This window comes from Pseudomonas syringae pv. cilantro, assembly GCF_001293775.1.
GTDB classification, from domain to species: domain Bacteria; phylum Pseudomonadota; class Gammaproteobacteria; order Pseudomonadales; family Pseudomonadaceae; genus Aquipseudomonas; species Aquipseudomonas syringae_P.
Genome location: NZ_LGLN01000033.1, coordinates 580,792 through 601,115, shown reverse-complemented (window position 1 = coordinate 601,115; position 20,324 = coordinate 580,792). Strand labels below are relative to the sequence as shown.

Genomic DNA, 20,324 nt, shown 5'->3' with positions numbered 1-20,324 from the left:
TTTCCAAGTAGGTTGAGGGAGCAATCTGTAACTTTGAGTTCTGCTCAAATAACGAACCATGGTTATCCATCGCCCATAAAAAAGCCTCTTTTTACAGAGGCTCTTTTACCAGCGGCAAACGACGCTTGTTACGTCATCTGAATAGTGGTCTGCATGATGGTACTTTGTGTCGAGATGGTTTTCGCGTTCGCCTGATAGTTGCTCTGCGCCTTGATCAGGTTGACCAGTTCCATGGTCAGGTCGACGTTGGATTCTTCCAGCGCCTGGCCGGTGATGTAACCCAGCGTGCCCGACTGAGGGGCGCCGCTGACCGGAACACCCGAGGCGAACGTTTCACGCCAGTTGGTGCCACCGGCCTGTGCCAGGCCTTGTACGTTGGCGAAGCTGGTCAGTGAAGTCTGGCCGATCACCTGAGACTTGCCGTTAGTGTAAGTAGCGAACAGATTGCCGGTCGCATCGACGTTCATCGCGCTGAGCTGGCCGGTGGCATAACCATCCTGATCCTGCTTGAGCAGACCCGACACCGAAGCGGTCTGGGTGATGTCGGACATGTCCAGTCTGATAGACGCTGCGCCAGTCGCGCCGTTCGCTGCCCAGGTGGCTGTCGTACCTGTGCCGACCTGTACACCCGGCACCCAGTTATTGACGGAGAACGTACCGTCGGCATTGAACCTGACATTGGCGCTGTCGGTTGGAACGGCACCTCCGGCGGTGGTAACCAGGTTGCCCGAAGAATCGAACGTCAGGTCATTCTTGTCCGGCGTCGTGGTTGCCGGGTTGGAGATGCTGCGACCGTCCATCAGCGAGTACATCGACCAGGTATTGGTGCCGGTCTTGACGAAATATTGATCCAGGGTATGAGCATTACCCTGAGTGTCGTAAGTCGGAGTGCTGTATTTAGTGTTGTACGTCTTGGTATCGGTCGCGTCAAAGGTCGCAACGGACGGCAAGGCAGTCGTCGAATTCAGGTTGGCAGAGTTGGTGATCGTGGTCGTCGCTTTGGGCTCCAGGTTGGAAGAGTCCACACGCAGGTTGCTGAGCGCGCCGGTCACGACATCACCGTTGGCGTCAACGTTGTAACCCTGCAACTTCATGCCGCTGCTGTTGACGACAAAGCCTTCCTTGTCGGTGTGGAATGCACCGGCACGGGTGTAAAGCTTCTCACCATTGTTGCTGAGCATGAAGAAGCCGTCGCCATTGATGGCCAGGTCCAGGCTGTTGGCCGTTCCGGTGGTCAGGCTGCCCTGCGAGAACTGCTGGGAAACGGCGGCGGTCATGACGCCGCTGCCGACGCTGCTCTTGCCGGACGTACCACGGATCGACTGAGCGTATTGATCAGCGAATTCAGTGCGCGATGATTTGAAACCGGTGGTCGCCACGTTGGCAATGTTGTTGCCGGTAACGTCGAGACTCTTGTTTGCAGCATAGAGCCCACTAAGGCCGATATTGAAAGACATGTTTCACTCCTGCGCCGTAGCGGCTCTACAATCCGATGGTTTGAACTTTGGACAAGGCAACACTGCCACTGGCCAGGTTAAGCGTTGTTTCTGCACCATTGACACCCAGCGTGACACTGTTGACCGTGGCGGGCAGGTAAGTTGAAAGTTGTGTGTTCTTGCCGTCGATCGCGCCTTCAGCCTTGAAGGTGTAAGTACCCGACGGCATCGCTGTGCCGCTTGAGTCCGTACCGTCCCAGGCGAAGCTGGTGGTGCCGGCTTTCTGCGCACCCAGATCGACACTGTCGACCAGATTGGATTGCGCGTCGTATATCTTGACCGTTGTCACCGAGCTCGCACCCGGCACCACGATCGAGCCGGTCAGGCCCTTGGCGGTATCGACGGACGTGCTGCTCGAGTCGATGATCACTGAGCGACCGACCAGTGACGAGGCCTGCAAGGCTTGAGACGACTTGTAACTGCTGGCAATCGTGTCAACGGTCGACGTCAGGTTCTGCATGCTTTCGAGGCTGCTGAACTGCGCCAGCTGTGCCACGAACTGCGTGTTGTCCTGCGGATCCAGAGGGTTCTGGTTCTTCATCTGCGTAACCAGCAGCTGCAGGAACGAATCCTTGCCCAGCGTGCCGGTAGAGTCTGTCTTGGTCGGTGTCGGGTTCTGCAGCGTATTCAAAAATGTCGATGAAACGCTGTTTGATGTAGTGCTATCAACGGCCATAATGTTCGCCTTTTATCACTGACCGAGGGTCAGAACCTTCTGCATCATGGATTTAGCGGTGTTCATGATTTCGGCGTTGGTCTGGAACGAACGACTGGCGGAAATCATGTCGGCCATTTCTTCCACGACATTGACGTTGGGGTAATAGACATACCCGTCCTTGTCGGCAGAAGGATGATTAGGCTCGTAGCGCGCTTCGAGGTTGGAACTGTCTTCGATGATGCCGTTGACCTGAACACCCTGCCCGGCTTCACCCTGATCCTGAAACAGCGAACCGCCTGTCGACTGCTGACCCTGCATCACGGTGGCGAACACCGGGTGACGGGCGCGGTAAGTCTGGTCCATGCTCGAGGACACGGTCTCGGCGTTGGCGATGTTACTGGCCGTGGTGTTCAGACGCGTGGTCTGGGCACTCATGGCGCTACCGGCAATGTTGAACACATTGGCTAGTGACATGGATTATTCTCCGCGAAGGGCTGCAACCAGCCCTTTGAACTTGCTGTTGAGCAAGGTGAAGCTGGCCTGGAAGCCCATGGCGTTCTCGGTGTAACTGGCCGTCTCGACCTGCGAGTCAACGGTGTTCTGGTCCAGCGAAGGCTGCGACGGCGTGCGATACATCAGCGTGCCATCGTTATTCCCCATACCCTCGGCTTCGATATGACGGCTGTTGGTCTTGTTCAGCGCGAAATGACCGTTCTGGGCCTTGTCGGTTTCGGCAGCCAGCACCGAAGAAAACTCCAGATCACGGGCCTTGAAGTTCGGGGTGTCAGCGTTGGAAATGTTGTTGGCCAACACCTCTGCCCGCTGCGCCCGGAAGTTGAGGGCCTTTTCATGTATGCCTAGCGCTTTATCGAAGCTGATGCTCATTTCGGGAAACCTTTGCCGGTTGACCTGATTCTGTTGTTACTGACAAAGCAATCGGCGTGCCATGTTGCAAAACCCAATGTTTGCAAGGGTTGCAGGCAGCGCAGACGCAGCCATGCCAGAAAAGCGGCAAGGCGTTTCCGCTGGGGGAGGCAAAGCGGCAAGGTGGGTGCCGTTTTTTTGCCAGTATGGGTTTGCCGCCTGGCAGCGGCGGCGCTTGATCAACGCCTTGAATAAAACACCCAATGATAAAGAGACCCTGAGGTCTCTTTATGTCAGATACGAGTGGCGATGATCAGAGCCCCAGCTCACTCAAGCCCGGATGATCATCCGGCCGACGGCCCAACGGCCAATGGTATTTACGCTCGGCTTCGGCGATCGGCAGATCGTTGATGCAGGCGAAGCGCCGTTGCATAAGGCCGTTCGCGGCGAACTCCCAGTTTTCGTTACCGTACGAGCGGAACCAGTTGCCTGAGTCGTCGTGCCATTCATAGGCATAACGCACGGCAATGCGGTTATCGGTAAAGGCCCAGAGCTCCTTGATCAATCGGTAGTCAAGTTCCTTGCGCCACTTGCGCTCGAGAAAAGCCTGCGCCTCGGCGCGTCCAATGACGAACTCACTGCGGTTACGCCAATAGGTGTCTTCGGTGTAGGCCAGCGCGACTTTCGCCGCATCCCGGGAATTCCAGCCATCCTCGGCGCCGCGGACTTTCTGGATAGCCGTCTCCAGGGTGAAGGGCGGCAACGGGGGTCTTCCTTTATCACTCATATCAGGGTCCTCAGAAAGGTTTATAGGGCAGGAATTTGCCATCAAGGGTGATCACGGCACGCTCTCCCCCTTCCGGATCTTCGACTTTCCTGATGTCGAGCTTGAAGTTGATGGCGCTGATGATGCCGTCGCCGAACTGTTCATGCACCAAGGCTTTCAGCGTGGTGCCGTAAACCTGAACCATCTCGTGGAAGCGATAGATAGTCGGATCGCTGGAAACATCTTCCACGTTGCCGCGCAAGGGGATGGTTTGCAGCTCAGCAACGGCGTCTCTGTCCAGCCCGAGACGCTCGGCGACTACTTCGGCAACCGCTTGCGGCAAAGGATGCTGGCCGAGCAACGCAGCGGTAACGTACACCACGCTCAGCCCCGTATCGTCGGCGAGCGACGCCCAGGTCAGGTTCTTTGCAGTCTTGGCTCGCAGCACGCGCTCGGTCAGATCCTGGCGCGGTGTTCTGGACATATTGCTGTGTGGCATGACCCTCTCCTGATGAGTTGACTCGATAACAGCATCAGCAATACCACACTAATATCCAGAACGAAAAAAGAGACCCGAAGGTCTCCTTGATGACAAACAGCCAGGCAACCGTCACTTGGCCTTGTAGATAATCCCCGGGCTGCACTGGACCATCTGGTAGTGATCAGGCAAACCATTCAGCGCTTCGGATGCACCGAGAAACAGGTAGCCACCCGGCTTGAGCGTGCCGTGGATGCGCAGCAGGATGTCTTTCTTCACTTCGGCCGAGAAGTAGATCAATACGTTACGGCAGAACACGATGTCGAATTTGCCCAGCGCCGCATAACTGTCGAGCAAGTTGAACGAGCGGAACTCGACACGACTCTTGATCGGCGCCTTGACCGCCCAGCGGCCCGGAGTTTTCACGTCAAAGAAACGTTGCAGACGTTCAGGTGAGAGACCGCGGCCAATCGCCAGGCTGTCGTACTCGCCCGTCTTGCAATTATTGAGCATCAAACCCGACAGATCGGTGGCGACGATCTGCGCGCCCGACTTCAGTTGACCGGGATTGGCACGTTCGAACTCGTCGATGGACATCGACAGCGAATACGGTTCCTGACCCGACGAGCAGGCTGCCGACCAGATGCGCAGGCGCTGGCCGGGGCTGGCCTTGATCTGCTCGGGCAGCACCTTGTTCTTCAACACCTCGAACGGGTACGTGTCGCGAAACCACAGGGTTTCGTTAGTGGTCATGGCATCGACCACCTGCTCACGCAAACCACTGCGCGGCTGGGTCTGAATACGCTGGACCAGCTCACCCAACGACTTGATGCTTTGCTGCTCCATCAATTTGTTGAGGCGGCTGGACACCAGGTACTGCTTGTTTTCCCCAAGCAAGATGCCACAGGCTTTTTCCAGAAATACCCGGAACTGATCAAAATCCAAATTACCCGTAGACAAGGTGCCGCCTCTCAAATCATGTGAATCACCGGGAACGACGCCCCCGGATGGTTATTCTGCTGCCTTGATCCGCGCAACCACCCTGGCCGCCAGGTCATCAGGCCGGAATTTGGCAAGAAAGTCATCCGCGCCGACCTTCTTGACCATCGCCTGGTTGAACACCCCGGACAACGAGGTGTGCAAGGTGATGTGCATCTTCTGCATGCGCGGGTCATTACGGATCGCCGCTGTAAGGGTATAGCCATCCATCTCCGGCATTTCAATGTCGGAGATCATCATCAGGAATTCTTCTTCCGGTTTTTTGCCTTCTTCGACCATCTTGCGCAGGTAATCCAGCGCCTGGCGACCGTCGTTCAGCGCAACCACTTCAACCCCGACCGTTTCCAGGCAACGGCTTACCTGCTTGCGGGCCACCGACGAATCGTCGACCGTCAGAACGCGCATCGAAACAGCCTTATGCTGAACCTCCGCATCGATGACACCGGCCGAGATTTCTTCGGAAACCGGCGCAACTTCGGCGAGAATCTTCTCGACGTCGATGATTTCCACCAACTGATTATCGACACGGGTGACTGCGGTCAGGTAGTGATCGCGCCCGGTGCCCTTGGGTGGCGGATGAATCTCTTCCCAGTTCATGTTGACGATGCGTTCGACAGAATGCACCAGAAAACCCTGAACCTTGGTGTTGTACTCGGTGATGATGACGAAGGAATTGACCAGCGAAATCATACCGGCGGAACCCGTTGCCATCGCCAGGTCCATGATCGGGATCGTACCGCCACGGATACTGGCGACACCCCGAACGATCTTGCTCGATTTGGGCATGATGGTGAGTTTCGGGCATTGCAGTACTTCTTTAACCTTGAAGACGTTGATCCCGTAGAGCTGCTTGCCGTCGAGACGAAACAAGAGCAGCTCCAGGCGATTCTGACCCACCAGCTGAGTTCGCTGGTTTACCGAATCCATTACACCTGCCATGCCGAACCCCCTTACCAAAATGACCGCCGCCCACACACCTGATCAATAAGCGGCACGGGCTTTGCTATTTATATTCCCATGAACGCAAAGACGACAATTTCTCGACACTTCGCATTAGAAACCCGCAGGCTTCTGTGCGCAATCGCTCTGCTCTGCCTTTGCGGCGCGGGCAACTTCGCCCGTGCAGAGAATTTCACACTGCCTGAACAGCTTATCGGCGTCACCCAAGGGTTTCTTGAGTTCACAGTAGAAGACTATTTGGCAACCAACCAGATTGACGGGCGTCATGACATCCAGGTCAAGCAGCTCGACCCGCGTTTACGGATGGGCGCCTGCGACAAGGATTTGACAGCCACGCTGGAAAGTCCGCGCCCGGTTGGCCGCGTCACTGTGCGGGTTCGCTGTGAAGGCTCATCGCCCTGGACCGTGTTCGTGCCGGCTCAGGTGCAGTTGTTTCGCAACGTCGTCACCGTGATGCGGCCGCTGAAACGCGATGCCATCGTCACTGAAGAAGATGTCGCGATGCGCGAGCGGGATGTCAGCAGCCTGGGTCAGGGATTCCTGGCGTCGCTGGATCAGGCAGTCGGTCAGAAGGTTGTCCGACAGATGGTCATAGATCAGGTCATCACGCCCGTAGCGCTGGAACAGCCACAGATGATTCACAAGGGCGATCAGGTGGTGATCATTGCCCGTACCGGTACGCTGGCGGTGCGTATGCCTGGCGAAGCGATGTCCGATGGTGGTTTCAACGAGCAGATAAGAGTGAAAAACCTCAATTCCCAGCGGGTGATCAAAGCCAATGTCACCGGTCCAGGACAGGTGGAAGTGGCCATGTAATGCATTGATGCTGGCGTAGCACGTGCGTTTTTTCTAGACTGCGGTGAATGTCCGACGGTGGAAAGCATCTATTGAGAAGCTTTATCACAATCAGCCTAAAGTTTGATCGGGGTTGGCCGAAAACAAGGCAAGCGTCCAAACACCCAGAGGTTTTTCAATCATGGTCATAGATTTTAGCCGCCTTAACAATTCACAGTCTGTCGCCAGTACATCGCGTACCGGGGCCAGTAAAGACATCAGCAAAACCGATGCGCCAGCACCTGCAGCCACCGCAGGCGTGAAAAGCACCGGGGAAACGTTTTCCTTGAGCAGTGAGGCTCAACAGTTGCAGAACATCACGGACAAGCTGAACGATCTGCCAACCGTCAACAGTGCACGCGTCGCCGAGCTCAAGCAGGCCATCGCAGACGGTAGCTACAAGGTCGACAGCAACCGTGTTGCCAGCAAACTGTTGAATTTCGAAACCCAACGCTAAGCCACGGCTCGCGCTGGATATTCTGGACGCTTAAAAACCAGAGCATGCGATGCAAGACACTACTTTGCTGCAGATGATTACCGACGACATGGTCGCTGCCCGTCAGCTTCTCGAGTTGTTGCAGGCCGAAGCACTGATTCTCAATGGCCGTGACATGGGCGAGATGGAGCAGGTACTGGCGCAGAAGCAGGCGCTGGTGATTCTCCTCGATCAGCATGGGCGCAAACGCAGCCAGATCCTTGCGGGGGTCGGGCTGCCTGCCAATCGTGAAGGCCTTCAACTATTGGCCAGCCAGTCGGATATCGGCGAGCAATTGTTGGCGGCCAGTGATGAACTGAGTGCACTGATCAATGAATGCCAGACGTTGAATAACCAGAATGGTAGTTTGATCCAGCTGCAACAGATCAGCACCGCTCATCAGCTTCGGATACTCAATGGCGGCGATACGCCGACGCTTTACGACAGTCGCGGCTCGACTGCTCTGAGAGCCAAGCCGCGCCCTCTGAGTCAGGCGTAACTTCCTGTATCAAGGCATTGAGCGTAGTGGCAGAATGCCTGCTGCTGCATTGCCGTAGTATTTTGCCTGGAGATTCAAGAACGTGAATGGCTCAAGCGCGGACGATGCTCCGCAGCCCCCGAAGGTCCTCAATACACCTTTGGAAATCGCAGCAAACCTGCGGCTGCTCGTCGAGAGTCATGATCCTCTGATCATTACCTTCCACGAGCGCGCCCAGCGCTTCCAGAGCTACCTGCTCGAAGTCGACCGTGACAGCAATACCATGGCGCTCGACGAAATGATCCCCCGTGATGGCGAACGCTTCATCGGCAATGGCGAGCCCTACCGTGTGGAAGGCTTTCATGACGGCGTGCGCATTGCTTGGGAAAGCTCGGCGCAGATGGACATCGTCGAGGCTGACGGCCAGCGAATGTACCGCGGGCAGATGCCCGACGAAGTCATCTATCACCAGCGGCGCAACGCATTTCGCGCCGCACTCAAGCTGGCCCAACTGGTGGACGTCGAGATCGGTGGCGAGCGCCTGAAATCGACGCTGAACGGCAAATTGCTGGATATTTCCGCGACCGGCTGCAAGTTACGCTTTGAAGGTGATGTGTCTGACCGCATGCAGCTGGGCCAGGTGTACGATCGTTTTGTCGCCAAACTGCCGTTTGGCGCCATGACTGCGCCGGTGGAATTACGTCATTTGCACTTCGAAGAACGTTTTCACACCACCTTTGCCGGCGTACGCTTTCACAACATGAGCGGGCTGGTACAGCGCCAGGTCGAACGTTTCGTCTACCAGTTGCAGCGTGAAGCACGTCGCTTCGATAAAGACGACGACTTCTGACAGCCCGGAACCTGTGCGGGTGATTGCGGCAGCTGTGCCGCAGTCACCCAGCCCTCCTGCTACATTCAGGCCTTCCAGGTCTCGCTCTCGCCCTCTCGTTCCGCCGAAACAACCTCAGCCTTGGCATCGGCCACCGGCTCTGCTTCTGGCTGTGTATCTGGCTCAGGCTCGTCAACCACTTCCGGCTCGACGGCCGTCTGCATCTGCTCTTGCACCACCTGCTCATCCACCCGCGGATCAAGCGCTACCACCAATGGCGAACTGGACATGCTGTCTGGCATCGCAATATGGTGCAGCGGCGCGTCTTCCACCTGGTGCAAGTGAGTAACAGCCTTGGGCCGGATCAGCAGCACGAGAATCGCTGCAGCGCCGCAGACAAACACATACAGCATATGGCCACCGAACACTTTCATGACCACACCAGCAGCCAGCGGACCGATGCTTGCGCCGATACCGTAGGTCATGAGCAGCATTGCAGTCAGCGAGACTCGCCGCTCGGCCTCGACGTGGTCATTGGCGAATGCCACGGCCAGCGGGTAAAGACAGAACTGCATCAGCGAGGCCAGGAAACCGACGCCGAACAGCACCTCGACCGGCACACTGGGGAACACCGCCAGCGGCAATGACGCCACCACCAGCGCGGCCGCAAATACCCGCATCAGTACGGAGCGGTCGTAGCGGTCCGACAGCAGGCCCAGCGGCCACTGCACCAGAAACCCGGCGAGAATGCAGCAGCCCATGAACAGACCGACCTGCTCGGTGGACAGCCCCTGCTCAGCCGCGTAAACCGGCGCAAGGCCGTAGAACGAACCGATGATCAGCCCCGCGCCCAACACCGCCGTTAGCGATTGCGGTACGCGCTTCATGAAAAACCGCGGTTCCAGAGGTGCCGGATGCAAAGGCGCCGGGTGAATGGCGCGGGTCATGGCGACGGGCACCAGACACAGCGCAAAGCACAATGCCACCAGCATCAGCAGCTCAGGCCCCAGTTGCGGGTGAACCACCAGCACCAACTGGCCCAGCACCAGCCCCAGATACGAAGCGATCATGTAGCCGCTGAACACCATGCCGCGTTGCTTGGCCTCGGCTTGTTCGTTGAGCCAGCTCTCGATCACCATGTACTGGCACATCATGCCGAGGCCGACGATGACCCGCAGCACCAGCCAGGCCGGCAGCCAGCTGATCAGCCCATGACCGAGCACCGCCGCACCGACGATCCCGGCGCAGGTGGCATACGCACGTATATGCCCGACGCGACCGATCAGGCGGTGACCGATCTTGCCACCCAGTACCAGGCCAAAATAGTTCGCGGCCATCAACGCACCGACCCACAGGCTATCGACCTGATCGGCCGCCAGGCGCAGGGCCAGATAAGTGCTCAGCAGACCCGAGCCGATCAACATCATCAACGAGGCAAAATAAAGCCCTCGAAAGGATTTCCAGATTTGGCGCATCAACTTTCCAAAAATTGGGAGTCGCCCGAATGAGCGAGCCCGACACTGCGATTCTTGAACCTGGGCAGCCACAACGCGCCGTTCCCAAGGGGTTATCTCGTCAAAAAAACTGCTCAGTTCCAGGGCCTTCGACGCGACGTAGCCTTCGATGAATTCATGACCAAACAGTTCCTTGGCCAACTGACTGCTTTTCAGACGCTCAAGAGTGGCCTGCAAGGTACAAGGAAGTGATAATTCTTGCGGCAGCCAGACTCTCAGGCAAGCTGCAAGCCAAAGGCTTACCGCTTGAAGCTGACCATTTTACAACTCAAAGCACCGGATTGTGGAACGGCACTCCGGTGACTTCGATGAACTCCTTTCGGTACTCCTCGTTCTCCGGATCGACCACCAGGGCCTGACGCAGAAACTCGACGCCCTCGGCAAAGTGGCCCAACTGACGACTCAGAGCACCGGCGAGATGCAGTTTGTTGGCATCAAAAAAATTGAAAGACAGCAGGATCTTGGTCAGCGTCAGTGCGTTTTCCAGTTTGCCGGCCATCAACAACTGATTGAACTGCGTGTTGAAATCAGCGACGTCCTGCCACTTCTCGGCCGACAGCCCTTCTACCTTGCGCAGTACGAGGGTGTGGCCGTTGCCTACTTTCGAATCGGTCTCTTCGACGCACTCGATGTACCAGCAGCCCAGACCCGATGTGTTCACGTAATTGACGGCGCGGATCATGCTCTGCAAGGAAAACACTTGATAGTGACCGCGCCATTCGCCTTAAGCGACGGTGGTCATGTCGACCTTGTTTTCATAGTCTTCGATCATCTGCGCCAGGGTCGTCAAACGACGCGCGCGATCGGTCCGCGCGGCCGTGCGCTTGGGGAAGATGCAGAAGAACACGCCGCCGTTCTTCAGCACCCGGAGGGCCTCGACGTAAGCGGAAAACAGATTGGGAACGTGTTCGATGACGTGCGAACTGATGAGGTAATCAACCGACGCATCTGCAGTATGAATGCATTGAAAGTCGCCGAGCATGTCGACTTTCGAGACATCGCCCGAGACTTTCATCTGCTCGACGAAGTACTGCTGATAATCTTCCATATCACGAGGGTGCAAAAACTCGACACCGTTGCAAGGCGCAACATTCAGGCAACTGGCCAGGTTGAAGGCGTTATGAGCGGCAGCCCCCAATTCGATACCATGGCCCTGACAGTACTTCTTAGCTAACAGCATCACTCACCCATCGCTCGTCGTGATTTGGATACAGCCTGTGAGAAATGTCGGCGGTGCCTGGCAAAACTTTAGCCGTCAGCGCCCGCACAGCAGCCTGCCATCGACCATTGGCGCAGATATTGCAGCCAGCTGTAATCACGTGCTCATGCACGATGATTTACGTCAGCGAGTGCCCTGCTTACCCTGCGGTTGCTGACGCAAGCCATCAATAATCAGGCTCAGGCCCTAGAAAGACAGAGGATCACCATGATCGATGGTCAAAAGGTTGGCTGCGGAATCGTCACGTATAACCGGCCTGCGCTGTTGAAAAAACTCTACGATTCACTGCCCGCCGACCTCATCGACAGCATCGTCATCATCAATGACGGCGATGTATACCCTGAACACGCTGCCTACGACAGCCACGTCCTGTTCAGCAATGAAAGCAACCTCGGTGTGGGGAAATCCAAGAACCGTGCATTTTCGCGACTTCTGGACGCTGGCTGCGAACATCTGTTTCTGATCGAAGATGACATCTACATCAAGAACCCGGAAGTGTTCGAGCTGTATATCCTGACCTCGACCCTGACCGGCATTCAGCATCTCAACTACAGCCAACACGGGTTGATGAACAAGACCGCCACTGGCGAAGCCCATCCGGTGTGCAAGATCGATTATGGCAACGGTATCAACCTGCCGTTGTACCGGCATTGCGTCGGCGCGTTTTCCTACTATTCCAGACGTAGCCTGGAAGCGGCCGGCCTGATGGATGAGACGTACCACAACGCCTTTGAACACGTCGACCACACCCTGTCCATCATCAATCAGAACATGCACCCGCCGTTCTGGTTTTTTGCCGACATCGACAATTCGCAGGCGTATCTGGGAGACGAGCCGTGGACGCTGGCGAAATCAACGATCTCGTCCGATGCCCGGCACCGCAAAAACGCGCTGGATGCCATCGAGCACTTTACGCTCAAACACGGGTGCGAACCGGTCAAACACCCGTTGGCGTCGAATGAGGAACTGATGGACAGCCTCAACAGCATCAAACGCAACTTCGGGCTGAATATCTGAATGATCGCGGGGCCTGCTTGCGGGCAGGCCCCGTGGCTCAGGGCAGCGTCATGCTGAACACCGCTCCGCCCAGCACCCCGCCATTGGCGATTTCGATCCGCCCCTGCAGGCCATTGCTTACATGCAACCGCGCAATGTGCGCAGCAAAGTAAAGGCCCAGCCCGGTGCTGCCGCTGCCCTGATTGATGCCCAGCACATAGTCGGTCTGCTGCTCGATCAGGTAGGCCGGATAGCCAGGACCATCGTCGTTGACGGTGATCTTCAACTGGCCGTCCTCATCGGACACGCTGACGAATATCTGCTCGCGGGCAAAACCGGTGGCATTGACGATGATATTGCCCACCACCGACCCCACCAGTTCACGGTCGAAAAATCCCAACGGGCTTACCACATTGATGGCATAACCAGCGGCAATGCCACGGCTGCTCAACACCTCCTGATGATGCGCCAGCTGCGCTTCGATAAAATCGTCCAGCTCGTGATAATCCGGGCGCAACGGCATCTGATTGACACCGAGTTTGTAAAGGCCCAACAGCTGCACCAGCATGCCGTTCAGGTTGGCGAACTCGTATTCGATGACGCCATGTTCCGGCGTATCGCGCTGCCGACTGGAAAGCTTCGCCAGCCACTCACTGTGCGCCTGGGTCAGCGTTGCCAGCGAGTTCTTCATGTCGTGCACGGTGGAGGCAATCACCATGGAGAAATCAAGCCCCTGCTCCTTCTCTTCGCTCATGCGCCAAACGCCCTCTCCCTGAGTTTTTGATAACGCTCGAAACGCGGATCGCTGTCCGGGATCCTGCCGACCATGGTCAGGCTGGCCCGGCACTCGTCCAGGCCGGCCTGGCCCAGATTCTGGCCGGGGTGGAGCAGCGACTGCGCCATGTTGAGCGCAATACTGAGATTCTTCGGCTGCAACGCCAATGCCTGACGAAAAAACGTCTGCGCCTCGGTCAGATTGCCAGCCTTGTAGCTGCGTACGCCTTGCAGGTTCAAATCATTGGCTGCTTTGTTGGCACCCAGAATGGCAGGATCGTCAGTCATGCTGGCGACACTTTTCATCACCGCCGGGTCGTCGCCATAGACTTGCGCGCAACTCTTCAAAACACCGGCACCCGCCTCTTCCTGCCCCAGTTGCCTGAGCTGGGCGGCCACCATCAACGACGCTTCGGCGCTGAGAAACAACTCCGTTCCGTCGAGTCGGGCCATCGCCTGCTCGGTAAGTTTTGCGGCCGCTTCCGGGTCCGAATGCTGCAGACTGGAGGCCTTCATCAGGCGCGTGCGCACTTGCAGGCCTTCGTCGCTACCGTGTTCCTTGGCGACGTCACCCAGAGCATTGTTGATTTCAACCCGGGTCCGCGCATCGAGCCCCTGCTCGCCGCCCTTGCTGATCAAGGCATGCGCCAGCCCCAGATTGGTCTCCGGGTCCTTGAAACGCGAATGCTGCCCTTGGGACACCGCCTGACGATAGGCCTTGGAAGCGCTTTCGAAATCCTCGTTGCCCAGCGCCAGTTTGCCCAGCAGCCGCTGCCGACGAACCGCCAGCGGCGACAGACGCACCGCGCTTTCCAGCACTGCCTGAGCCCGCTTGGCATCGCCGAGCGCGACCAGCACGTCAGCCAGCCCGTCGAACAACGCAGGCATGATCGGAAAGGCCTTGATCGCCTGCTCGTAAACAACCTGCGCCTCGGCAGCCTTGCCGCGTTTGAGCAACAGGCTGCCCAGCGCGCCATACGCCCAGGGCGTGGCGCGGTCGGCCAGAATACTCTTGAGGAAGACTTCCAGTGGTTCGTTCTGCTTCAGATCACGCAAGGCCTCAGCCTTGTAGCGCAGGCACAGTGGCGCGTAACGCGGGTCCTGCTCGATCAAGGTGTTGCAAGCGGCCAGCACTTCTGTCGGGTTGCGACGGTCGAGCGCCTGCAGAATCGGCTTGAGCAGGGTCTTGCGCTGCACCAGTTTTTCCAGACGCTGAGCCAGCCCGGCGCGATTGAACGGCTTGGTCAGGTAGCCGTCCGGCTCCCACTCCAGCGCACTCATGACCATGGCCTGACTGTTTTCGGCGGTGACCATGATAAACACGCTTTGGTGACTCAACAGCCGCTCGACCATCAGGTCTTCCAGCACCTGCTGACCGTTCTTGCGACCGTCGCCCAGATTGAAGTCATGCAACACGAAGTCATAACGCTTTTGCGCACACATGCGCAGCGCCTCTTCACCGGTGTCGGCGGTATCCACTTCCTTGACGCCCAGTTCACGCAGCATCGATCTGACTGAACTGCGAAAATCAGAGAAGTCATCAACGATAAGAAAGCTTTTTTGGTTGTACGCCAGCATCCGGATTCCTGCACACGAGAGGTAAAAATATGAGCCCCATGGCCCGAGCGCTACCCGGACCCGGCTCAGCAGCCCGCTTTTCGGGGCCTGCTTGATCACTGATCGCTGACTGATGCTCAGGCACAGCTGCCGTCACCGCCCCGCACGACAGAGCGGGACTTGCGGCAACACTCAGTTTTTCGACCATCCGTGCAGAAACTATAGGGCGAACATGCACGTCGCGCCGCATCGCTACGCCTGTTGACGGCTGATTTTGCGAGCTGGATCGAATGTGCAGGAATAATGCGGGGGGAGTTGCGGACAGATTAACGACAGTGCCACACCGAACAGCATGCCGACACAGGCCGTCGGCATGCTTGCACGGAAGGTTAAACCCAGCCGTCGTTCTTTTTGCGGCCTTTGGTCAGGGCCGGAAGGATCAGGCCGACCAACAGACCCGCACCGGCGATGCTGCCGCCGTACACCATGTAACGCATCATCACCTGCTTGTTCTCGTCACCGAGACGCGCCTGAGTGGCACGTAATTCGGCCTGAGAGTCCGCCAGTTGATCGTTCAGGGTCTTGGTGCGCGCTTCCAGCTCATCGACCAGCTTCTTGCGCGCATCCAGGGTTTCCTGCATGCCTTGCACGCGGGTCTTCCAGGTGTTGTCGATGCCCGCCAGTTGCTCGGTCAGTTCAGCGACCTGCTGCGTCAACTGCGGCACGCGTTCGGCCTGACCGGGGACGTCCTGCAAGTCACTGCTGGGGATCCACACTGTCGCGCCACCTTCGCCGCGCACCTGGCTGAACTTGCCCGAGCTGGTGAGCAACTCGACCTTCTGACCGGATTTCAGCGTGCCGACGATGCGATGGTCATCCGTTGGCCCGCTGCGTACGTAAGTGGTGAGGCTGTCGCTGACCCAACGCTCGTTGTTTGCCGCCTGAGCACTGCCAGGGACGATCACGGTCAGCACAGCGCCGAACAGGCCGGCACCCAGCAAACGACGCGACGCGCAGAACAGGCCAGGGGCACGAGAAAGAAGTGCAGAAAGATGACGAGACATGGCGATAATTATCTTTATCCGGAATGAAAATAAAGCCTCGTTGAACGGGCCGGCTAACGATGGGAACGGCAGGCGATCAAAGGTTTTGCAACTCCTGCCCGGACGGATTGTCTGCCAATGACACGCAACGAAAGCGCGTCGGTTCCCTTTTTTGCAGGCCGTCCAGAAAAAACCATCAGCTAACAGACTCCTCGAAATGGGTCAGGTTCACTATCGCCCTGTCCGCGCGTCAAAATTCAGCCGCACGGTCGCCGTGAGCAAGTCCCTGCTTTCAAACGAATTCGCCGCTGGCACAGCATTTAACCTGGCAAATCAGGCTCCCGCACTGCGCAATATTTGCTTTCCCGTCCAAGTGCTGTAGAAAAGGTCTGACAGGCGTGAGTGTCCCGGACACCCACCATCCTGATGCTCGACTGCATCGCTCTAATGGAAAATAGAATGCTCCCAAGACAAGTGATTAACGCCACCGTAAGCCCCAAAGGCAGCCTCGAAACCCTGTCCCAACGTGAAGTGCAGCAACTCAGCGCTGCCGGTTCAGGCAGTACTTACACCCTGTTTCGCCAGTGCGCCCTGGCCATTCTCAATACCGGCGCCCACGTCGATAACGCCAAGACCATTCTTGAAGCGTACGAAAGCTTTGAAGTGCGTATCCATCAGCAGGATCGCGGCGTGCGCCTGGAGCTGCTCAACGCTCCGGCCGATGCCTTCGTCGATGGCGAAATGATCGCCAGCACCCGCGAGATGCTGTTCAGCGCCTTGCGCGACATCGTCTACACCGAAAGCGAACTGGACAGCCAGCGCATCGACCTGAGCGATTCTCAGGGCATCACCGATTACGTGTTCCACCTGCTGCGCAACGCCCGCACCCTGCGTGCCGGGGTCGAGCCGAAGATGGTGGTGTGCTGGGGTGGTCATTCGATCAACACCGAAGAATACAAATACACCAAGAAAGTCGGCCATGAATTGGGCCTGCGCAGCCTGGACATCTGCACCGGCTGCGGTCCCGGCGTGATGAAAGGCCCGATGAAGGGCGCGACCATCGCCCACGCCAAGCAACGCATTGTCGGCGGTCGCTACCTGGGCCTCACCGAGCCGGGCATTATCGCAGCCGAAGCGCCGAACCCGATCGTCAACGAGCTGGTGATCCTGCCGGACATCGAAAAACGCCTCGAAGCCTTCGTGCGTGTCGGTCATGGCATCATCATCTTCCCGGGCGGCGCGGGCACAGCCGAAGAATTCCTCTACCTGCTCGGCATTCTGATGCACCCGGACAACAAGGACGTACCGTTCCCGGTGATCCTGACCGGCCCGAAAAACACCGAACCGTACTTGCAACAATTGCACGCATTCGTCGGTGCCACCCTGGGTGCAGAAGCGCAGCGTCACTACCAGATCATCATCGACAACCCGGCAGACGTCGCTCGGCAGATGACTCAGGGCCTGAAGGCAGTGAAGCAGTTCCGCCGCGAGCGCAACGACGCGTTTCACTTCAACTGGTTGCTGAAGATCGAAGAAAGCTTCCAGCACCCCTTCGATCCGACCCACGAGAACATGGCGAAACTGCAACTCAACCACGACGTGCCGACCCACGAACTGGCGGCCAACCTGCGTCGGGCGTTCTCGGGCATTGTCGCCGGCAACGTCAAGGATAAAGGCATTCGCCTGATCGAAGAGCACGGCCCTTATCAGATTCAGGGCGACCCTTCGATCATGGGTCCGCTGGACAAACTGTTGCAGGCGTTTGTCGACCAGCACCGGATGAAGCTGCCGGGTGGCGCGGCTTATGTGCCGTGCTATCAGGTTGTGGCCTGATCCCACAGCAATAACCGTCAGGCAAACGGGGCGCTCTTGAGCGCCCCGTTTCTATTTCTGCTGACGAAACTCGCGAGGCGACTGGCCGGTGGCGCGTTTGAAGAAGCGCGAAAAATAGGCGGGCTCGGAAAACCCCAGGCTGTCGGACACCTGATTGATGGTCAGGGTGGTGTAAATCAGATTGCGCCGGGCCTCCAGCACCAGACGCTGGCTGATGATCTGTAGCGCCGACTGATTGCATAGCCGCCGACACAACGCATTCAAATGCGCGGCACTGATGCCAATGGCCTGCGCGTGCTGCTCGATGGACCAGTGTTCGCGAAAACTCGTTTCCAGTTGATGCATGAACGCCTGCAAATGCTCACGGCCGCGATCCGGTGCATGAATGTCTTCGCCAGCGTGCTCGCGGCTGCGCCGACTTAGCCAGACCGCCAGCACATTGATCAACGAATGCAGCATCAGATCACGACCGGTCCTGGGTTGCCGGTACTCGCGAGCGATGGCGCTGAACAGCGTGTCGACGTAATCGCAGTCTGCCCCAAGCTCGTAGCAACGTGCCGTACGCATGGCCGAACTGTCGAGCGCCGTCTCCAACTGCTCCACCAACGGTCTGGCCAGGCTGAGAATGTGCCCCTGAATATTTTCCGCGAACCTGAACGTGTGCACGCTCAATGCCGGAACCACCTGCAGCGACGGTGTCTCCACCTCGCGAGCCATGTCCTCGACCTTGAGCATCGCCTTGCCCGATTGCACATACAGCAACTGCACCAGATCGCCATGCCGATGCGGCTTGATCTCCCACTCGTGTATCTTGCTGCGCTCGGGAATCGACTCACAATGAATCAGATCCGGCGTTGGCCAGGCCGTGGTTTCGCCGTAGAGCTTGAACACCGGTATCGCTGTAATGGCAGATCTGGCCATGTCGCCTCCCCGTCCCGACCCTCGAAAAGTCCAGACAATGCACCGGATAGTGCCTTCTTATCTCGACGTCATCCATTAAAAATGCAGGAGACAAAAACAATTGCATCCCGCCGATTACGGCTGGCAGGGATCACCCGAGAGGACACTGTTCATGAAAACTCAAGTCGCCATTATCGGTTCAGGCCCTTCCGGGCTGTTGCTGGGCCAGTTACTGCAGCGCGCGGGCATCGACAACGTGATTGTCGAGCGTAAGGACCCCGACTATATACTCTCGCGCATCCGCGCAGGCGTGCTCGAACAAGGCATGGTCGATCTGCTGCGCGAGGCCGGGGTCGGTGAGCGAATGGACGCCGAAGGCCTGATTCATGATGGTTTCGAGCTGGCGTTCGACGGCCGCTGCGAACGCATCGACCTGAAACACCTCGCTGATGGCAAGACCGTGATGGTCTACGGCCAGACCGAAGTGACCCGCGACCTGATGACAGCGCGCGCCATCAGCGGCGCACTGACCGTCTATGACGCTGCGGACGTCGAAGCCCACGACCTGAAAACCGACCGCCCTTACCTGACCTTCGTGAAAGACGGCGAGAGCGTGCGCCTGGACTGCGACTACGTTGCCGGCTGCGACGGTTTTCATGGGGTTTCCCGGCAATCGATTCCGGCCGAGGCACTTAGCGTTTTCGAGCGCATCTATCCATTTGGATGGCTGGGTGTGCTCGCCGACACGCCGCCGGTCAACGAAGAACTGGTGTACGCCAACCACCCGCGCGGCTTCGCCCTGTGCAGCATGCGTTCGGCGGTTCGTACCCGCTATTACGTGCAGGTCAGCGCTGACGAAAAAGTCGAAGACTGGCCGGACGAACGCTTCTGGAGCGAACTCAAAGCGCGCTTGCCCGAGCATCTGGCAGACCGCCTGATCACCGGCCCGTCCATCGAGAAAAGCATCGCCCCGCTGCGCAGCTTTGTGGTGGAACCCATGCAGTACGGCCGCCTGTTCCTGCTCGGCGACGCCGCACACATCGTCCCGCCGACCGGCGCCAAAGGCCTGAACCTGGCGGCCAGCGACGTCAGTACGCTGTACCGCATCCTGCTCAAGGTCTACCGCGAAGGCCGCACCGACCTGCTGGAAAAGTACTCGCAGATCTGCCTGCGCCGAGTATGGAAAGCCGAGCGATTTTCATGGTGGATGACCTCGGTGCTGCACAACTTCCCGAACACCGATGCGTTCAGCCAGCGCATCCAGCAGACCGAACTGGACTACTACGTCGGTTCAGAAGCCGGGCGCCGGACCATTGCGGAGAATTATGTGGGCTTGCCTTATGAGGCGATTGAGTAGGTCGGCGGAAGAACGCTTGTCACTGCGCGCGGGCATGCCGTTCCTGACGCTCTGCGTCATCTGTTCGCGGGCCATGAGAAGCGTTAACGGCCACATGCCTTGATGTGCAAAATGCTGCGCACGCACCAGCCGGGCAAAAACAGGCAACGACATACATCTCACGCCCTACGGAAGATAAAAGCGCTTGCGCACAGGTGCGCAAACGTCTACGCGCTACTCAGGGCTTTTTCGCTTGGAATTGATTATTTTCTTTGCGCCTTAGCACTATCTCTTTGTTTTAAAACAATAAAATCA

The 20,324-nt window shown here is 57.7% G+C and carries 22 protein-coding genes and 1 pseudogene; 7 read left to right on the top strand and 16 right to left on the bottom strand.

All coding sequences use genetic code 11. From position 1 onward, the window contains the following. Positions 1–128 precede the first annotated feature (128 nt). The 8 genes from flgE to ABJ99_RS09700 all read right to left on the bottom strand — a co-directional run bounded on the left by flgE (position 129) and on the right by ABJ99_RS09700 (position 6,200). Positions 129–1,457, bottom strand: coding sequence for a flagellar hook protein FlgE (gene flgE, locus ABJ99_RS09735; RefSeq protein ID WP_054085637.1), 1,329 nt, complete (start codon positions 1,455–1,457; stop codon positions 129–131). 25 nt (positions 1,458–1,482) lie between these two features. Next, on the bottom strand, positions 1,483–2,172 hold the full coding sequence (flgD, locus tag ABJ99_RS09730) for a flagellar hook assembly protein FlgD (protein WP_054085636.1): 690 nt from the start codon (positions 2,170–2,172) through the stop codon (positions 1,483–1,485). A gap of 15 nt (positions 2,173–2,187) precedes the next feature. Continuing rightward, positions 2,188–2,628 carry a flagellar basal body rod protein FlgC gene (flgC, locus tag ABJ99_RS09725; RefSeq protein WP_002554316.1) on the bottom strand — a complete coding sequence of 147 codons (441 nt, stop codon included), beginning with the start codon at positions 2,626–2,628 and terminating at the stop codon, positions 2,188–2,190. A gap of 3 nt (positions 2,629–2,631) precedes the next feature. Beyond that, entirely contained in the window at positions 2,632–3,039 is a 408-nt protein-coding gene (flgB, locus tag ABJ99_RS09720; protein ID WP_054085635.1) for a flagellar basal body rod protein FlgB, read from the bottom strand. Positions 3,040–3,331: 292 nt separating this feature from the next. Next, positions 3,332–3,805, bottom strand: a complete 474-nt coding sequence (locus ABJ99_RS09715) for a nuclear transport factor 2 family protein (protein ID WP_054085634.1) — start codon at positions 3,803–3,805, stop codon at positions 3,332–3,334. 10 nt (positions 3,806–3,815) lie between these two features. Then, a complete protein-coding gene (gene cynS, locus ABJ99_RS09710; protein WP_007252061.1) occupies positions 3,816–4,283 on the bottom strand; it encodes a cyanase in 468 nt (155 codons plus the stop codon). 111 nt (positions 4,284–4,394) lie between these two features. Continuing rightward, entirely contained in the window at positions 4,395–5,222 is an 828-nt protein-coding gene (gene cheR / locus ABJ99_RS09705; RefSeq protein ID WP_054085633.1) for a protein-glutamate O-methyltransferase CheR, read from the bottom strand. 51 nt (positions 5,223–5,273) lie between these two features. After that, positions 5,274–6,200 carry a chemotaxis protein CheV gene (locus ABJ99_RS09700; protein ID WP_054085632.1) on the bottom strand — a complete coding sequence of 309 codons (927 nt, stop codon included), beginning with the start codon at positions 6,198–6,200 and terminating at the stop codon, positions 5,274–5,276. 78 nt (positions 6,201–6,278) lie between these two features. Between ABJ99_RS09700 and flgA the strand changes: the two genes are divergently transcribed. The 4 genes from flgA (at position 6,279) to ABJ99_RS09680 (ending at position 8,858) form a co-directional block, all read left to right on the top strand. Beyond that, a complete protein-coding gene (gene flgA, locus ABJ99_RS09695) occupies positions 6,279–7,037 on the top strand; it encodes a flagellar basal body P-ring formation chaperone FlgA (protein WP_054085631.1) in 759 nt (252 codons plus the stop codon). 160 nt (positions 7,038–7,197) lie between these two features. Continuing rightward, a complete protein-coding gene (gene flgM, locus ABJ99_RS09690; protein ID WP_054085630.1) occupies positions 7,198–7,512 on the top strand; it encodes a flagellar biosynthesis anti-sigma factor FlgM in 315 nt (104 codons plus the stop codon). 49 nt (positions 7,513–7,561) lie between these two features. After that, positions 7,562–8,029 carry a flagella synthesis protein FlgN gene (locus ABJ99_RS09685; protein WP_054085629.1) on the top strand — a complete coding sequence of 156 codons (468 nt, stop codon included), beginning with the start codon at positions 7,562–7,564 and terminating at the stop codon, positions 8,027–8,029. Positions 8,030–8,111: 82 nt separating this feature from the next. Then, complete coding sequence (locus ABJ99_RS09680; protein ID WP_054085628.1) at positions 8,112–8,858, top strand: flagellar brake protein; 747 nt, start codon at positions 8,112–8,114, stop codon at positions 8,856–8,858. Between the two features lie 65 nt (positions 8,859–8,923). Here the strand turns inward: ABJ99_RS09680 and ABJ99_RS09675 are convergent, their stop codons facing one another. The 4 genes and pseudogenes from ABJ99_RS09675 to ABJ99_RS29065 all read right to left on the bottom strand — a co-directional run bounded on the left by ABJ99_RS09675 (position 8,924) and on the right by ABJ99_RS29065 (position 11,531). Next, positions 8,924–10,312, bottom strand: coding sequence for an MFS transporter (locus ABJ99_RS09675; protein ID WP_054085792.1), 1,389 nt, complete (start codon positions 10,310–10,312; stop codon positions 8,924–8,926). Positions 10,313–10,399: 87 nt separating this feature from the next. After that, positions 10,400–10,558 (bottom strand): annotated as a pseudogene (locus ABJ99_RS29795) (glutamine synthetase family protein); the annotation flags it as partial. A gap of 61 nt (positions 10,559–10,619) precedes the next feature. After that, the gene (locus tag ABJ99_RS29070; RefSeq protein ID WP_230080999.1) at positions 10,620–11,042 is read right to left on the bottom strand and encodes a hypothetical protein; all 423 of its coding nucleotides are present in this window, start codon (positions 11,040–11,042) and stop codon (positions 10,620–10,622) included. A gap of 33 nt (positions 11,043–11,075) precedes the next feature. Next, positions 11,076–11,531, bottom strand: coding sequence for a methyltransferase domain-containing protein (locus ABJ99_RS29065; protein WP_230081005.1), 456 nt, complete (start codon positions 11,529–11,531; stop codon positions 11,076–11,078). A gap of 246 nt (positions 11,532–11,777) precedes the next feature. Between ABJ99_RS29065 and ABJ99_RS09665 the strand changes: the two genes are divergently transcribed. Further along, entirely contained in the window at positions 11,778–12,587 is an 810-nt protein-coding gene (locus tag ABJ99_RS09665) for a glycosyltransferase family protein (RefSeq protein ID WP_054085627.1), read from the top strand. A 37-nt stretch (positions 12,588–12,624) separates the two neighbouring features. Here ABJ99_RS09665 and ABJ99_RS09660 read toward each other — a convergent pair whose 3' ends face one another. From ABJ99_RS09660 to ABJ99_RS09650, 3 genes are all read right to left on the bottom strand, one after another. Continuing rightward, positions 12,625–13,320, bottom strand: a complete 696-nt coding sequence (locus ABJ99_RS09660; protein ID WP_054085626.1) for a sensor histidine kinase — start codon at positions 13,318–13,320, stop codon at positions 12,625–12,627. Further along, on the bottom strand, positions 13,317–14,918 hold the full coding sequence (locus ABJ99_RS09655; RefSeq protein WP_054085625.1) for a tetratricopeptide repeat-containing response regulator: 1,602 nt from the start codon (positions 14,916–14,918) through the stop codon (positions 13,317–13,319). Before ABJ99_RS09655 ends, ABJ99_RS09660 begins: the two co-directional genes overlap by 4 nt. Positions 14,919–15,286: 368 nt before the next feature. Then, on the bottom strand, positions 15,287–15,961 hold the full coding sequence (locus ABJ99_RS09650) for a TIGR04211 family SH3 domain-containing protein (protein WP_054085624.1): 675 nt from the start codon (positions 15,959–15,961) through the stop codon (positions 15,287–15,289). Between the two features lie 438 nt (positions 15,962–16,399). On the opposite strand from ABJ99_RS09650, the gene ppnN reads away from it, so the two are divergent. After that, positions 16,400–17,773 (top strand): nucleotide 5'-monophosphate nucleosidase PpnN, encoded by a 1,374-nt coding sequence (gene ppnN / locus ABJ99_RS09645; protein ID WP_054085623.1) that lies wholly within the window; start codon positions 16,400–16,402, stop codon positions 17,771–17,773. Between the two features lie 51 nt (positions 17,774–17,824). Here ppnN and ABJ99_RS09640 read toward each other — a convergent pair whose 3' ends face one another. Beyond that, the gene (locus ABJ99_RS09640; protein ID WP_054085622.1) at positions 17,825–18,694 is read right to left on the bottom strand and encodes a helix-turn-helix domain-containing protein; all 870 of its coding nucleotides are present in this window, start codon (positions 18,692–18,694) and stop codon (positions 17,825–17,827) included. Positions 18,695–18,845: 151 nt separating this feature from the next. Here ABJ99_RS09640 and pobA point away from each other — a divergent pair, with 151 nt between their 5' ends. Beyond that, positions 18,846–20,030, top strand: coding sequence for a 4-hydroxybenzoate 3-monooxygenase (gene pobA / locus ABJ99_RS09635; RefSeq protein ID WP_054085621.1), 1,185 nt, complete (start codon positions 18,846–18,848; stop codon positions 20,028–20,030). The last annotated feature ends 294 nt before the right edge of the window (positions 20,031–20,324 follow it).

Coding starts and splice junctions, on each gene's coding strand:
- flgA (WP_054085631.1), top strand. CDS start 6,279: ATGAACGCAAAGACGACAATTTCTCGACACTTCGCATTAGAAACCCGC.
- ABJ99_RS09715 (WP_054085634.1), bottom strand. CDS start 3,805: ATGAGTGATAAAGGAAGACCCCCGTTGCCGCCCTTCACCCTGGAGACG.
- ABJ99_RS09685 (WP_054085629.1), top strand. CDS start 7,562: ATGCAAGACACTACTTTGCTGCAGATGATTACCGACGACATGGTCGCT.
- flgB (WP_054085635.1), bottom strand. CDS start 3,039: ATGAGCATCAGCTTCGATAAAGCGCTAGGCATACATGAAAAGGCCCTC.
- ABJ99_RS09665 (WP_054085627.1), top strand. CDS start 11,778: ATGATCGATGGTCAAAAGGTTGGCTGCGGAATCGTCACGTATAACCGG.
- ppnN (WP_054085623.1), top strand. CDS start 16,400: ATGCTCCCAAGACAAGTGATTAACGCCACCGTAAGCCCCAAAGGCAGC.
- ABJ99_RS09675 (WP_054085792.1), bottom strand. CDS start 10,312: ATGCGCCAAATCTGGAAATCCTTTCGAGGGCTTTATTTTGCCTCGTTG.
- ABJ99_RS29065 (WP_230081005.1), bottom strand. CDS start 11,531: ATGCTGTTAGCTAAGAAGTACTGTCAGGGCCATGGTATCGAATTGGGG.
- cynS (WP_007252061.1), bottom strand. CDS start 4,283: ATGCCACACAGCAATATGTCCAGAACACCGCGCCAGGATCTGACCGAG.
- ABJ99_RS09650 (WP_054085624.1), bottom strand. CDS start 15,961: ATGTCTCGTCATCTTTCTGCACTTCTTTCTCGTGCCCCTGGCCTGTTC.
- ABJ99_RS09640 (WP_054085622.1), bottom strand. CDS start 18,694: ATGGCCAGATCTGCCATTACAGCGATACCGGTGTTCAAGCTCTACGGC.
- flgD (WP_054085636.1), bottom strand. CDS start 2,172: ATGGCCGTTGATAGCACTACATCAAACAGCGTTTCATCGACATTTTTG.
- ABJ99_RS09660 (WP_054085626.1), bottom strand. CDS start 13,320: ATGAGCGAAGAGAAGGAGCAGGGGCTTGATTTCTCCATGGTGATTGCC.
- flgE (WP_054085637.1), bottom strand. CDS start 1,457: ATGTCTTTCAATATCGGCCTTAGTGGGCTCTATGCTGCAAACAAGAGT.
- flgC (WP_002554316.1), bottom strand. CDS start 2,628: ATGTCACTAGCCAATGTGTTCAACATTGCCGGTAGCGCCATGAGTGCC.
- pobA (WP_054085621.1), top strand. CDS start 18,846: ATGAAAACTCAAGTCGCCATTATCGGTTCAGGCCCTTCCGGGCTGTTG.
- flgM (WP_054085630.1), top strand. CDS start 7,198: ATGGTCATAGATTTTAGCCGCCTTAACAATTCACAGTCTGTCGCCAGT.
- ABJ99_RS09700 (WP_054085632.1), bottom strand. CDS start 6,200: ATGGCAGGTGTAATGGATTCGGTAAACCAGCGAACTCAGCTGGTGGGT.
- ABJ99_RS09655 (WP_054085625.1), bottom strand. CDS start 14,918: ATGCTGGCGTACAACCAAAAAAGCTTTCTTATCGTTGATGACTTCTCT.